The sequence below is a fragment of the Pseudomonadota bacterium genome, assembly GCA_039033415.1.
Taxonomy (GTDB): Bacteria; Pseudomonadota; Gammaproteobacteria; order Xanthomonadales; family SZUA-38; genus JANQOZ01.
On the sequence record JBCCCR010000005.1, the window covers coordinates 19,359 to 32,567 of the forward strand.

Below are 13,209 nucleotides of genomic sequence, written 5' to 3' on the forward strand. Positions count from 1 at the left end.
TGGGTCCCAAAAGGGGTCAGGTTAACTTTCGCGACGCGAAACAGGCCTGACCCTTTTTTTATGGGGCGAAAGTTAACCTGCCCCCTGTTTAGCCCGCGGCGCGCTCCGTTTCGGCCAGAGGAAACGATTCAACGTAATCCATCACCTGCGATTTCGGCAGCACGTCCGCGTAGCGTCGGCCGACGTCACGCAGGTTGGCCTCATGCGCATCGCGCTCCTGATCCCCGACGCATTCCTCGGGCACCATCGTGCGGAAACCATAGGAAAAGCTGTCGACGATCGATGCTCGGACGCAGCCGCTGGTAGTGCACCCCGTGATGATCGTCGTGTCCACCTGGTGGGTAGTCAGAAACGTCACCAGCGGCGTCAAAAAGAAAATCGACGGCGCGGATTTCGTGAACGTGAAGTCGTAGTCCTCGTCCACCAGCGTTTCTTCGATCTGCGTCGACTCCTGGCCGATGAAGCAGTGGCCGTCGGACAGCGGCCCCACCTTCCAATAGGCCATATCTTTTTTGCTTTGCCATGCGCAGTTGCACGACGCCACCGGAATCCCTCGCGCCCGGGCCGCCTTCAGCAGCGGCTCGGTATGCTCAACCGCTGAGGTGATGTGCGGTGAGCCGCCAATCGGCCACTTGTCTCGGGTAAACGAGTGCTGGAAATCAACTACCAAAATGGCCGGTCGCTGACCAAAGCCGATGGTCTCGGAGCCATAGCCGGCCTGCTTGAATCGATCTGACATAGACTTCTTCCTGTTCGTGTGGAAGCGATGGCCCGGCCGCCCACGACCAGCGCCGGCCGGTGTTGAGGCAAAAAAGCTGGTCGGTTCCTATACTACCTTTAATTCCACGCCGGGCGACGCAACCGCCAGGGCCGCCCGTCATGCCGGATAACCTGCTGATCAAAGGTGATCAGCTTACGGACTGGGCGTCTGCTGCAGCCGACGAATCTCTCGCATATCGGCCGGCGGCTTCAGCCACATCGGCTTTTCTTTCTTCGCCCAAGCCAGCAACTCCGGCGGAAACTCGTCCAGCGACTCCACCCGCCAGGAGTGCAGATGCATGATGGCCACGTCACCGCCGGCCCACGGGGGAAGCGCGCCGTACCGCTGCCAGCTCATCTGGTGCGGCTCCTCCACTGCGCCCTCGGGATGGATGAAAAAGTCGTAGTTCTCCCAGGCCTCGTAGGTGCCGCCCGACGGCAGGGGGAAATCGAGCCAGACCGCAGCGGTGAATACCCAGGTGTTGCCCATCTTCCTGGAGGGAATACCATTCTTAGCCTCGATCACCTGCACGCGATCGCCGCTGCCCTGCTCCACGTCACCGTAGATCAACCCGTCCTTCAGTCGGTAGCTGATCATCTGGTAGGGATAGGCGATCGGTTCCACGGGCTGACCGTTATGCGTTTCCAGCACGGCGCCGGTCTCCGGGTCGGTGTAGGCGAACGTCTTGCGGGTCAGGTGCACCACCGGCTCGCCGGCGGTCTCGGGCCAGATCACGGTAGAGCTGTCGAAGCCGATCATGCCGAACAGCTTCTCGCCGGACGGGTAGGCATAAACGCCGCCCTCAGCGATCCAGTGCACCGGTTCGCCGGTGCCCGCGCGTGCATCAACCCAGGCGCGCAACACCTCTGGGGCCGCTTCACGCCCCTGGGCGGCATTCGCCTCAGCGAAGGCGATTCCTGGCAGCAACGACAAGTACAGCAAACTAAAGAGCAGCAGGGGGGTTCTAATCGGCATGACAACACGTCCTCAACGCTTGGCGTAAATCGTTCTCGAGTATAACGGCCCGCCGCGTGCACCGCCGGTGATGATCGATAGGCCATTGCTCAGGGTGCCGCCGACCGGAGAGGCGCGTTACAATAAGCCGCCGGGCGTTCGACCCGCAAAACCACAGCCAGCAGAGCTAACCCATGACCAGTATCGTCAAACGCACCACCCTGTTTGTCCGTGACATGGAGGCGTCCCTCGCCTGGTACCAGAATGTGCTCGGAATGAGCGTCTGGTTCGACAAGCCGTTCACCCTATCCGGGATTGGCCTGGCTGCCGGTAAGGCAGGAGACGAGACGCGGCTGGTGATCCTCAAGTGCGAGGACGACGTGGTGGGCATGATCGGCCTGTTGCAATGGCTCAAGCCCGACGAGCCGCCGCCGGCGCCTCCGACAGCGGTGACCTATGGCATGCCGACCTTTGTCGTCGCCAGCGACGACGCAGCGGCTTGCCACAGCGCAGCCGTGGCCTTGGGAACCCGGGTCCACGCGGAACCCCACGAATGGTCGACCGAGGGTGCTGACGGCAATATCAAACACTTTATCGGCGTCTCTTTGTTTGACCCGGACGGGCATTTCTTCGAGATTAATCAGCTGCTGAGAGTCAGCGAAAAATCTAGTGACAGCTAGGGCGTCATGCAGGACATGGACAGCCATTTTTCACGCCGCTACCTGAGCAGCCCTTTCGGGCAGACGCACTGGCTGCTGCGCCAGCCGGCGGACACCAGCCGGCCGCCGCTGCTCTGCCTGCACCCCATTCCCTACAGCGGGGTATTTTTTCGCACCTTTATGGGCTTGGTCGACGACCGGGAAACCCTGGCGCCGGACTATCCCGGCTACGGCGGCTCGGACGGTGCGGACGAGGTCATCTCGATCAAGGAACACGCCCAGGCGATTGCGCCGGGCATTGAGACGTTCAAAGAGCTTCATGTCCTGGGCTTTCATACAGGCTGCCTGGTCGGCGTTGAACTGGCGCTCAGCTACCCGTCGGTCACCCAGCTAACGCTGGTGGACATCCCCTACTTTGAGGCGGAAGCGAGGAGCAAGATGACCGTGTCAGATCACGAGCTGACGCCGGAGCTCAGCTGCCTGGAAAGCCTGTGGTCGTTTTCCGTCAGCCGCAATGTGCCCGATCTGGCGTTGACCCGCGCATACGAGCTGTTCATCGAGCAGGCGAGAGCAGGCGAGCGCGAACGCTGGGGCTTCAAGGCGGCTTTCGCCTACCCTTGCGAGGAGCGGTTTGCCAAAGTTACGACCCCAACCACCATCATCGCCACAGAATCCGGGCTGAAGGACCCGACTATTACTGCCAGCCAGGCCATGAGCCACGCCACTTTTCGGCAGCGGCCCGATATTAATGCGCTGGTCTTTGAAACATTTGCCGCCGAGATTGCCGCCGAGCTGTAGCTCGGCGGGCCGCTTCAGATCTCCCCTAGGCTAGCCGTCTTCGAGCTGAACCTTGAGCCAAACGCGGGCCGCCCGCCAGGCGCGATTCACGCTGCGGGGTGAAACAGTGAGCGCCTGTGCCGTCTCGTCGACGGTCAGCCCCCCGAAGTAGCGCAGCTTGACCACCGTCGCCATGGCCGGATCCACCCCCTCCAGGTCGGTGAGCGCTGAATCCAGGGCCATCAGGTCGATGGCGTCTGCGGCCGCCGGCACCGAGCCGGCCAGACCGGCTTGGTCATCCAGACTGATCCGCGTCGGCCGCTGGCCCCGCTTGACCGCCGCCAGTGCCCGTGCACGCTCCACCAAAATTCGCCGCATGGCCTCACCGGCCGCGGCGAAGAAATGGGCTCGATTATCAAAGCCGGCTTTGCCGCCCGCCATCCTCAGGTACGCCTCATGCAGCAGGCCGGTGGCGCCCATCGTGATCACGTCACTCTCCTGGGCAATCCGGCGCCGCGCCATGCCCTTGAGCTCCGCGTAAACCGCCGGTAGAACCGCCTCCAGCTTCTGCTGATCTCCGGCGACCTCCTTGAGCGCCCGCGTGATGTCGTCGGTCATCGACGTACTCCGCGGGCGGAACCACTTCGCCTTACGCTCAATCCATTGCATGGCAAACCGTTCATCGGCACAGGATAACTCAGCCGCTGACGTAGAATGTAGCGAGCATGACCGATCCGCGCTGGGAAAAACTCTGGGCGATCTACCACGAGGTGGTCGAGCTGCCCCCTAACCTTCGGCCCGAGGCCCTGGCGCGGGCGTGCGCCGACGACGACGCGCTGCGCGCCGAGCTGGAGCGGCTGCTGGCGGCCGACGATGATGATTCACCGCTCGACCGCCCGCCCGCACAGCTGTTTGAGCTGGCCGCCAATCTCGAGGGTCGCGACATCGGCCCCTGGCGCCTGGATCAGGAGCTTGGCCGCGGCGGCATGGGCGCGGTCTACCTGGCGCATCGGGAGGACGGTGCCTACCGCCAGCAGGTCGCCATCAAGTTTATGGCCCGGCATCGGGACGAGGACGCAAGGCGACGCTTTCTCACCGAACGGGCGCTGCTGGCCAGGCTCGACCATCCGTGTATCGCCCGGCTCATCGACGCCGGCGAAACCTCTGACCAGATGCCATATCTGGTCATGGAGTATGTCGACGGCACCACCTGCGATCGTTGGTGCCAGGCGCCGTCGCGCACCACCCGGGAGCGGCTCGAACTTTTCAGGAAGATCTGCGAAGCGGTCCAGTTTGCTCACCAAAACCTGGTCGTTCACCGCGACCTCAAGCCGGGTAACGTGCTGGTCACGCAAGACGGCCAGCCCAAGCTGCTGGACTTCGGAATCGCCCGCCCCCTGAACGAAGGTGCCGACGGCACCGTAACGCGCCACGCGATGACGCCGGACTTTGCCAGCCCCGAGCAGGTTCGCGGGGAGCAGGTGACCACGGTCAGCGACGTTTATTCGCTGGGCGTGCTGCTCTACCTCACGCTCAGCGGAGTCAAACCCTACAACCTGGCTGATGCCGCGCTGGCCCAGGTCGTAAAATCGATCTGTGACGACGAGCCGCCGCTGCCCAGCCGGACGGCTCGCGGACGACTGGCAGAACAACTGACCGGCGATCTGGACGCCATCGTCAGCCGGGCGATGGCGAAGCGGCCGGCGGAGCGCTACGGCTCCGCGCAAGAGCTGGCGGACGACATCAGTCGCCACCTGAACGACCTGCCCGTGACCGCGCGGCGACCGAGCCGCATGTACCGATTGGGCCGCTTCGTTCGGCGTCACCGCCTCGGCGTGACCGCGGGCGTCACCACAGCGCTGGCACTGATCGTACTGAGCGGCTCGCTGTTTTTTCAGGGCCGGCAGCTCAGCGCAGCGCTGGTTCAGTCCGAGGCTCAGACCCGACGTTCGAACGCGGCGTTCGAGTTTCTGGCTGACCTGCTGCTTCAGGCTGATCCGGAAACCAGCCAGGGCAACCCGCTGACCGTGGCGCAGGTGCTGGATCAGGGCGCTCAGCGGCTCGTCACCCGGTTTGAAGATGAACCCCTCCTCAAGTCGGAGCTGGCGCAGACGGTGGGACAGGTTTATCTGCATCTCGGTGAGCTCAGCGCCGCCGAGGAATTTTTTCAGCAGGCGCTGGCGGTCGACCCGGAGTCACCCGCTGCGCTTGCCGGCATGGCGCTGGTGCAGGATGGACGGGGTGACCCAGGGGCTGGCGAGCAGCTGCAGCGGCAGGTGATCGAGATCCTCAGCGAAACCGGTGATAGCGGCGCGCTCGCCGAGGCCCGGCTGCGCCTGGCGGCGCTGCTCCAGGCCCAAAGCAAGCTGGACGCCGCCGAGCAAGAAATGACCGCCGCACTCGCAACGCCACGCGTGGATCCGCTGGCCGCCGCGCGGGCACGCATCCGGCTGGGCTCGCTGCGCTGGGCGCAGGGGGATATCGCCGAGTCGGCGCAGCAGTATCGGCAGGCACTGGCGACCTTTCGCGACCACCTCGGGGACGAGCACCAAGAAACGGCCCGGGCTCGCTTTGCGTTGGCCTCTGCCCTGCACCGGCAGGGTGAATATGCCCTGGCGGAAGCAAATTATCGTCAATCGCTGATCACCCGCGAAGGCATCTACGGACCGCACCACCCACTGGTCGCGCGCGTGCTCGAAGGCCTTGGCGGCCTGCTGTATGACGCGGGTCGCGCTGAAGAATCTTTACCGGTCAGCCGCCGGGCGCTGGCGATCCAGCAGGCGCTCCACGGCGAGGAGGCGCCCCGCACAGCGCTCGCCCTGAACAATCTAGCGCTGGCCGAGCATGATCTAGGTCGCTTTGCGCTCGCCATGGACCACTACCAGCGGGCGCTCAAAATCAACCGAACAACCTACGGTCCGCGCCATGCCAGGGTGGCGGCCAATCAGAATAACGTTGGCCTGATCCATCTCGACCTTGGCGAGCCCGAGGCGGCCCTTCAGCCCTTCGGAGAGGCGCTGACGATTCACCAAGAGATTCTGCCGGACGACCACCCGGCGCTCGCCTATTCCGCCCATTTTCTCGGCCGCAGTCACCTGCAGCTGGGACAACTGTCGGAGGCTGAACGCTGGCTTGAGGAGGCGGTCACCCGGCGCGCGCGCCTCCGAAATGGCGAACACCCGCAGCTCGCCGACTCGCTGATCTGGCGGTCGGTGCTGAGGATGCAACTCGGCCAAAAGGCGCTGGCGCTCGAGGACGCGGAACGCGCGCTGGCGATTCGACAGGAAAACCTGGAGGCCGGAGACTGGCGCCTGGCCGAAGCGACACTGACGGCAGCCGCCATCGCCTGGCAGCAGAACACGCCAAGTGGCGCGACTGTCCAGCGCGCAATCGCCCAGCTCAACGAGTCCCGCGGCCGAGACGACTGGCGCGTCGTTGAGATCACCGGCCGACTCGCCAGCGTGCTCTGCGCAGCGTCTCGCGGCCCGACCGACGGCAACGCCGCCCACCCGATTTGCGGGGTAGAATAAGGCTCTCCGACACACTCGCCGTCTCGAGGGCTGATCATGACGCTGCTTCCGCTGCTTTTTGTGCTCCTGCTGCTGCTGGCCATCAGCTTTCGACGCCTGACGATCACCATGGCCGCGGCCGTCATGGCAGCGACCTCGCTGCTGTTTCTCATCTCCGACGGCGTGTCAGGCTTTGCCACCTTTCTCACGATGCTCATCACCGCGGCGATGGCCTTTTTTGCCGTCGTGCCGTGGCGCCGTCAGCTGATCAGCGATCCGGCGCTCGGCTGGTTTCGGAAGGTGCTGCCGGCGCTGTCCAGCACGGAGCAGGAGGCGCTCGAGGCGGGCACGGTCTGGTGGGACGCCGAGCTGTTTTCCGGCGACCCCAACTGGCAGGAGCTGCTGTCCACCCCCAAGGCGGCGTTGCGCGACGACGAACAGGCCTTCATGGACGGCCCGGTCAACGAGCTGTGCCAAATGCTCGACGACTGGGAGATCCGCGAGGATGCCAACCTCCCGGACCCGGTCTGGGAGTTCCTCAAGGAGAAGCGGTTTTTCTCCATGATCATCGATCCGGAGTACGGGGGCCTGGGCTTCACGGCGCAGGGCAACTCGGCGGTAGTGATGAAGCTGGCGAGCCGCAACCTCACAACGGCCGTGACCGTGATGGTGCCCAACTCGCTGGGGCCAGGCGAACTGCTGAGCCACTACGGCACCGACGAGCAGAAAGCCCACTACCTTCCACGGCTGGCCCGCGGGGAAGAGATTCCTTGCTTTGCCCTGACCGCACCGTCCGCCGGCTCCGATGCGGGCGCCATGCCCGACACCGGCATGGTCTGCAAAGGTGAGTTTGAAGGCCGTGAGGTGCTCGGGCTCCGGCTCAACTGGAACAAGCGTTACATCACGCTGGCGCCCGTCGCCACGGTGCTTGGCCTGGCCTTCAAGGCCTATGACCCCGACCATCTTTTGGGCGATAAAGAAGATCTCGGCATCACCTGCGCGCTTATTCCCACCAGCCTGCCCGGGGTCTGGACGGGCAACCGGCATCTGCCGGTGGGCGCGGTCTTCATGAATGGCCCCACCCGCGGGGAAGACGTGTTTGTGCCGCTGGACTACGTCATCGGCGGCGCTCAGCGCATCGGGAAGGGCTGGTCCATGTTGATGTACAGCCTGGCCGCCGGGCGGGCGGTATCCCTGCCCGCCCTTGGCGTTGCGGGGGGCAAGGTCGCCTCGCTGGTCAGCGGCCAGTACGCCCGAATCCGCAAGCAGTTCAAGATGCCCATCGCCTACTTCGAAGGCGTGGAGGAGCCGCTCGCGCGCATGGCGGGCATCACCTACCGGATGGACGCGGCCCGTCGGCTCACGCTGGTTGCCCTGGGCCTCGGTGAAAAGCCTGGCGTCCTGTCAGCGATCCTCAAATATCAGCTCACCGAAGGCAATCGGGTCTGTATCAACGACGCGATGGATATCCACGGCGGCAAGGGCATCATCCTGGGCCCAAACAACTACCTAGGCGCGTTTTATCAGGCGGTGCCCATCGCGATCACGGTGGAGGGGGCCAACATCCTGACCCGCACCATGATCGTCTTTGGCCAGGGCGCGATTCGATGCCACCCGTTTCTGCTGCGGGAGATGAACGCCGCCCAGGCACCGGACAGCGAGGCGGCACGCGCCGAATTTGATGAGGCGCTGTTCAGCCACGTTGGCTTCACGGTGAGCAACGGGGTGCGCGCACTGGTGATGGGGCTGACCGGCGCACGCTTTGTCGCGGCCCCGACCGACGACCCAACCCAGGATTACTATCGCCAGCTCACCCGCATGAGCGCGGCGTTTGCCTTCACCGCCGACGTGGTCCTGCTGGCGCTGGGCGGTGCTTTCAAGTTTCGCGAAAAGATCTCGGGCCGCCTGGCGGATGTGCTGAGCCACCTGTACATGGCGTCTGCGATGCTGAAAAACTTCGAAGACGCCGGTCGCCCGAAAGAAGATCTGCCGCTGCTGCGCTGGGCGATGGCCGATAGTCTCTATACGATCCAGCACTCGCTGATCAACACGCTGCGCAACTTCCCGATCCGGTGGCTGGGCCAGCTCATCAAGCTGCTGGTGTTTCCGACCGGCAACTCTTACCGCGAACCCTCCGACTCGGACGGCAAGCACGCGGCTCGGCTCCTGATAACAGACAACCCAGCACGCGATCGGCTGACCGAAGGCATTCATCGAAGCTGCGGTGACGATGCTGCCGGCAAGCTGCACTGCGCTTTTGCCGCCGTCATGCAGGCGGCCAACGCGGAGCGCTGCCTCAAGAAGGGGCTCGGTGAGGTGGTGACCGTCGACAACTATGAGCGGCTGATCAAAGATGGACTCGAGGCAGGCCTGATCAACCAAGAGGAAGCGGGCTGGGTGGCGGAAGCGCAGCGGCTGACGCTCGAAGTCATCAACGTGGACGATTTCCCCCGATCCGAGGTGGAGCGCAGCCTCCGGCCCACCGGCGACAGCGACAAAAAGATAAGCAAGAAAACGACGAAGAAGGCGGCCAAGAAAGCCGCCAGAAAAAGTCAGCCTCGCAAGACGGTCGCGAAGAAAGCGACCGCCAAAAAGACATCTGGCAAGAAGACTCGCAGCAAGAAGAAGACGTCAGCAAAGCCGGCTGAGGGCTGAGGTTTAGCTCGACTTGGGTTGGCTCGGATTCGCTATCGCCGCCCGAGCCGCCGCCACGGCCAGTGGCGCTCAGGTCGGCATCGGTCCAGCCGGTAAAGCGGCTGGACCGATTCCATGCCCGCTCCCCACGGCGAAGCAAAATCTGCTGATGCACCCGAAACTCCCACCGGTTCAAGAATGGCCGACCCGTGGGCGGGTTTCGACGCCTATGGCCATCTTCAACGGGTATCATGGGGTATGAAAAACATCCGCCTTACCCAGTTCAGCCACGGCGCCGGCTGCGGCTGCAAAATTGCGCCTGGCGTGCTCGAGAACATTCTCCGCAGCGAGCTCGACCTGCCCGAGTTTCCCAACCTGGTTGTCGGCAACAGCACCCGGGATGACGCCGCGGTCTACGACCTGGGTGACGGCACCGGCATGATCAGCACCACCGATTTTTTTATGCCGATTGTTGACGACCCGTTCGACTTTGGACGGATTGCCGCCACGAACGCGATCAGCGACGTCTACGCCATGGGCGGCGAGCCGCTGATGGCGATTGCCATCCTGGGATGGCCTGTGGACAAGCTGGAGTCGGACGTCGCGCGAAAGGTGGTGGACGGCGGACGGCGGACCTGCGCGGACCTCGGTATCGCGCTGGCGGGTGGCCACAGCATCGATTCACCCGAGCCCATCTTTGGGCTCGCGGTCAGTGGTCGGGTCAAGCTGGACCAGCTGAAGCGCAACAGCGGCGCCCGCCCCGGCGACCGTCTCTACCTGACCAAACCGCTGGGCGTGGGGATCCTGACCACCGCCGAAAAAAAGGGCCTGCTGACCAGTCAACACGAAAACCTCGCGCGGGACGTGATGTGCCAACCCAACGTCATCGGACAGCACCTGGCTCCGCTGGACGGCGTCACCGCCATGACCGACGTGACCGGCTTTGGACTCGCCGGCCACCTCCTGGAGATGTGTCGAGGCAGCCGGCTTCGAGCATCGGTGAATCTGGCCAGCGTGCCGCAGCTCGACGGCGTTCAGCATTACATCGCTGCAGGCAGCCTGCCCGGCGGCAGCGCACGCAACTATGCCAGCTACGGTTTCGAGCTGAGCACGCTCGATTCGAACCAGCAGGCGCTGGTTTGCGATCCTCAGACCAGCGGAGGGCTGCTGCTAGCCGTTGACGCTCAGGCAACCGACGCGGTCGAACGGCTGCTGCGCGAACACGGCTGCGGCGTTTACCAGATTGGAGCGCTGACCCCGGCGGGCGATGGTCCGACGGTTCACTTTCAGTGAGTCAGCGCGAGCTCGTCGAGGCGTCTGAGTTCGGCGAGCTGCTGACGGCGGGCATTCCGCTGGTTGACCTGCGCGCACCGGTTGAGTTTGCCTGCGGTGCGTTTCCGGCATCCATCAATCTCTGGCTGATGGATGACCGCGAACGGGCCGAGGTAGGCACCTGCTACAAGCGGCGTGGGCATGATGCGGCGGTGGCGCTGGGCCATGAGCTGGTCAGCGGCGCGGTTCGCGAGCGCCGCATGGGGCGCTGGATTTCGCAGCTTGAGCGCGACCCGGAAACCCTCTTCTACTGCTTCCGGGGCGGCCAGCGATCCGAGCTCGTGCAGGCCTGGCTGAGCGAAGCCGGCTTCCCCACCCGCCGGATTGCGGGCGGCTATAAGGCGCTGCGCCGCTTCGCCCTGACCCGTCTGGCGGAACTCTGTGAGTCCCAGCGGGTGGTGGTGCTCGGCGGGCTGGCCGGCAGCGGCAAGACCGATCTGCTCAGGGAACTTCCGGCCACGGTGGACCTGGAGGGTCATGCCAATCACCGCGGTTCAGCGTTCGGCCGCCGGGTTGCCGGGCAGCCAGCGCCGATCGATTTTGAGCACCGGCTGATCATCGACTGGATGAACCACGAGCGGCAGGGATACACCGGGATGATCACGGAAGATGAGAGTCGCACCATCGGTCGTCTGGCGCTGCCTCAGCCGCTGTGGGACACCCTGGTCGAAGCCCCGATTGCGGTGGTGGACGAGCCCTTCGACGATCGAGTGCAACGCATTATCCGCGACTACGTTGAGCACAATCTGGCCGACTGCCGATCAGTCGACCCGGAGCACGGTTTTGCCGCGTTTTCTGACGAGCTGCTAGCGAGCCTCGCCCGCGTGGAAAAGCGGCTGGGCGGTGAGCGTCACGCCGGGCTGCATCGGGCCATGGTGGGTGCGCTGGAACAGCAGCGCGCGGGGTCGGACACTTCGGTACACGCCGCCTGGGTCGAGCCGCTGCTGCGCGACTATTACGACCCGATGTATGAATGGCAGCTGGAGAAGAAGATGCCTCGCGTGGTGTTTCGGGGCAGCGCCAATGACGTTGCGGACTACGCCCGGTCGGCAATCAGTCGATAACGCGCTTGGCGAAGCGGTCTCGCCAGGGTCGCTCGCTGGCAAACGACACCGCAACGTGGGTCACCCGACCCTGAATCTGGTCCTCGCTGGCGAATCCCCAAACCCGCGAGTCGACGCTGTTGTTGCGATGGTCGCCGAGCATAAAATATTTGCCCTCAGGTACCCGAAAAGTCTGGGCTCCGGGCGCCACGCGCAGATTGGCAGAAAACTGAATATCGTGGGTAATGCCGTTGATCGTTTCCGAAGCGATGATGTTGCCGTCGGGCCGACGCTCTGCGGTCTGCGACAGGCGCTCGCCGTTGACCCAGACCGCCGCGCCCTCCACCACAATCTCGTCGCCCGGGACACCGATGACCCGCTTGATGTAAACATCATCCGTATGCGGCGGGACAAACGTCACGATGTCGCCTCGCTCCGGGCTGCCCCAGCCCGGCAGCCGCTTGTTGACCAGCGGAATCGACGGACCATAGCTGAACTTCTCCACCCAGATGTAATCGCCCGGGTAAAAGTTCGGCTCCATGGACGTACTCGGAATATGAGACCAGTCGGCCACGGCGGTGCGAAAGGTAGCGATGCCAATCAGCACAAACAGGACCGGCAGATTGTCCTTGGCGAAGCGACGAAGGCGTTTTGCGCGCGGTTGAGTCATGGTCAGAGCCTACGGGTAGCGTGTCTTCTCAGACCGGTGCAGCGTCGTTTGGTTCATCGGACCATGGAGCCGCTGCAGGTCAGCGGGGGGGCCACGCGGCCCGCTAACGAGGCCTGGGCTCAACCGCCAGCTGTCGCGACTGAGCGACCAGCTGGTCAGCGCTATCCCAAAGCTCCACGCTTTCCTCCAGCAGCCCGTCGCGAACAAAGCGCGTTGAGCAGCGGGCCCGCAGCCAGCCAGGCGCCGGAACGCCTCGAACATGCACGGTCAGCTCGACGGTTGGGGTCCAGTTGATCGGCAAATCGAGATCGAACACGGGCGGCGGGAAGCAGTCGACCAGCAACAATAGATCGTCACAGGTAGCAACCTCGGCGCCCTCGGGCGGCGCAATCCACGCCTCGAGAGCGCCCGTACCTCCGCGCTTACCGCCCAGGATCGTTGGATCGTCGGCTGCGCAGCGAATCTGAATCCGTCGGTAGAGCGCGTCGGCGGTCGGCAGGTGCCACGCCGGAACGCATTCTTCGAGCGGGGGCAGCGCCGGCGGCGAACCGGCATAGAAACGGCTGCCCTGTCCTTGGCGGTCCAGATCCGAAAAAGCGCCCAGCAGCGTCAGCGCCGGCCGACCATCCACGATCAGATCGCCGCGCATGGTGGTTAGCAGTCGGCCGCGCTTGATTTCTTCGCAGGTGAGTCGCGCCGGGCCTGCGGCCACCGGCCGCAGAAAGTGCCCGGTGACGGTCACCGCCATGTCCCGCTGCGCCTGTTCCCGCATAAACTTTGCGGCCCGCAGCATCAGGTAGCCGCCGTTGGTGTTGCCTCCGATATCCCAGCCTTCGGGGATATCGATGGGCGTTTCTTCGCTCATCGCTGT

11 protein-coding genes are annotated in these 13,209 nt (G+C 64.2%); 6 read left to right on the plus strand and 5 right to left on the minus strand.

Annotation, left to right across the window (positions count from 1 at the left end):
- Positions 1–88: 88 nt before the first annotated feature.
- Together AAF358_05025 and AAF358_05030 are read right to left on the minus strand one after the other, a co-directional pair.
- The gene (locus tag AAF358_05025) at positions 89–739 is read right to left on the minus strand and encodes an isochorismatase family protein (GenBank protein ID MEM7704891.1); all 651 of its coding nucleotides are present in this window, start codon (positions 737–739) and stop codon (positions 89–91) included.
- Between the two features lie 174 nt (positions 740–913).
- Positions 914–1,735, minus strand: coding sequence for a DUF1838 family protein (locus tag AAF358_05030; GenBank protein MEM7704892.1), 822 nt, complete (start codon positions 1,733–1,735; stop codon positions 914–916).
- A gap of 173 nt (positions 1,736–1,908) precedes the next feature.
- On the opposite strand from AAF358_05030, the gene AAF358_05035 reads away from it, so the two are divergent.
- Positions 1,909–2,394, plus strand: a complete 486-nt coding sequence (locus tag AAF358_05035) for a VOC family protein (protein ID MEM7704893.1) — start codon at positions 1,909–1,911, stop codon at positions 2,392–2,394.
- 15 nt (positions 2,395–2,409) lie between these two features.
- The gene (locus AAF358_05040; protein MEM7704894.1) at positions 2,410–3,171 is read left to right on the plus strand and encodes an alpha/beta hydrolase; all 762 of its coding nucleotides are present in this window, start codon (positions 2,410–2,412) and stop codon (positions 3,169–3,171) included.
- Positions 3,172–3,201: 30 nt separating this feature from the next.
- Here AAF358_05040 and AAF358_05045 read toward each other — a convergent pair whose 3' ends face one another.
- The gene (locus tag AAF358_05045) at positions 3,202–3,768 is read right to left on the minus strand and encodes an ECF-type sigma factor (protein ID MEM7704895.1); all 567 of its coding nucleotides are present in this window, start codon (positions 3,766–3,768) and stop codon (positions 3,202–3,204) included.
- A 107-nt stretch (positions 3,769–3,875) separates the two neighbouring features.
- Between AAF358_05045 and AAF358_05050 the strand changes: the two genes are divergently transcribed.
- The 4 genes from AAF358_05050 (at position 3,876) to mnmH (ending at position 11,689) form a co-directional block, all read left to right on the plus strand.
- Entirely contained in the window at positions 3,876–6,680 is a 2,805-nt protein-coding gene (locus AAF358_05050; protein ID MEM7704896.1) for a tetratricopeptide repeat protein, read from the plus strand.
- Positions 6,681–6,716: 36 nt separating this feature from the next.
- Positions 6,717–9,314 (plus strand): acyl-CoA dehydrogenase, encoded by a 2,598-nt coding sequence (locus tag AAF358_05055; GenBank protein MEM7704897.1) that lies wholly within the window; start codon positions 6,717–6,719, stop codon positions 9,312–9,314.
- A gap of 237 nt (positions 9,315–9,551) precedes the next feature.
- Positions 9,552–10,586, plus strand: a complete 1,035-nt coding sequence (gene selD / locus AAF358_05060) for a selenide, water dikinase SelD (GenBank protein MEM7704898.1) — start codon at positions 9,552–9,554, stop codon at positions 10,584–10,586.
- The gene (gene mnmH / locus AAF358_05065; GenBank protein ID MEM7704899.1) at positions 10,583–11,689 is read left to right on the plus strand and encodes a tRNA 2-selenouridine(34) synthase MnmH; all 1,107 of its coding nucleotides are present in this window, start codon (positions 10,583–10,585) and stop codon (positions 11,687–11,689) included. Before selD ends, mnmH begins: the two co-directional genes overlap by 4 nt.
- On the opposite strand, the gene lepB is transcribed toward mnmH, so the two are convergent.
- Both lepB and AAF358_05075 read right to left on the minus strand, forming a co-directional pair.
- A complete protein-coding gene (lepB, locus tag AAF358_05070; GenBank protein ID MEM7704900.1) occupies positions 11,679–12,338 on the minus strand; it encodes a signal peptidase I in 660 nt (219 codons plus the stop codon). The two genes, mnmH and lepB, sit on opposite strands and share 11 nt — an antisense overlap.
- 103 nt (positions 12,339–12,441) lie before the next feature.
- Complete coding sequence (locus AAF358_05075) at positions 12,442–13,203, minus strand: thioesterase family protein (GenBank protein MEM7704901.1); 762 nt, start codon at positions 13,201–13,203, stop codon at positions 12,442–12,444.
- Positions 13,204–13,209 lie beyond the last annotated feature (6 nt).

Bases quoted from the DNA above. Each gene is read 5' to 3' on its own strand.
- AAF358_05045 (MEM7704895.1), bottom strand. From the start codon at position 3,768: ATGACCGACGACATCACGCGGGCGCTCAAGGAGGTCGCCGGAGATCAG.
- AAF358_05055 (MEM7704897.1), top strand. From the start codon at position 6,717: ATGACGCTGCTTCCGCTGCTTTTTGTGCTCCTGCTGCTGCTGGCCATC.
- AAF358_05040 (MEM7704894.1), top strand. From the start codon at position 2,410: ATGGACAGCCATTTTTCACGCCGCTACCTGAGCAGCCCTTTCGGGCAG.
- AAF358_05075 (MEM7704901.1), bottom strand. From the start codon at position 13,203: ATGAGCGAAGAAACGCCCATCGATATCCCCGAAGGCTGGGATATCGGA.
- AAF358_05035 (MEM7704893.1), top strand. From the start codon at position 1,909: ATGACCAGTATCGTCAAACGCACCACCCTGTTTGTCCGTGACATGGAG.
- AAF358_05030 (MEM7704892.1), bottom strand. From the start codon at position 1,735: ATGCCGATTAGAACCCCCCTGCTGCTCTTTAGTTTGCTGTACTTGTCG.
- AAF358_05025 (MEM7704891.1), bottom strand. From the start codon at position 739: ATGTCAGATCGATTCAAGCAGGCCGGCTATGGCTCCGAGACCATCGGC.
- AAF358_05050 (MEM7704896.1), top strand. From the start codon at position 3,876: ATGACCGATCCGCGCTGGGAAAAACTCTGGGCGATCTACCACGAGGTG.
- lepB (MEM7704900.1), bottom strand. From the start codon at position 12,338: ATGACTCAACCGCGCGCAAAACGCCTTCGTCGCTTCGCCAAGGACAAT.
- selD (MEM7704898.1), top strand. From the start codon at position 9,552: ATGAAAAACATCCGCCTTACCCAGTTCAGCCACGGCGCCGGCTGCGGC.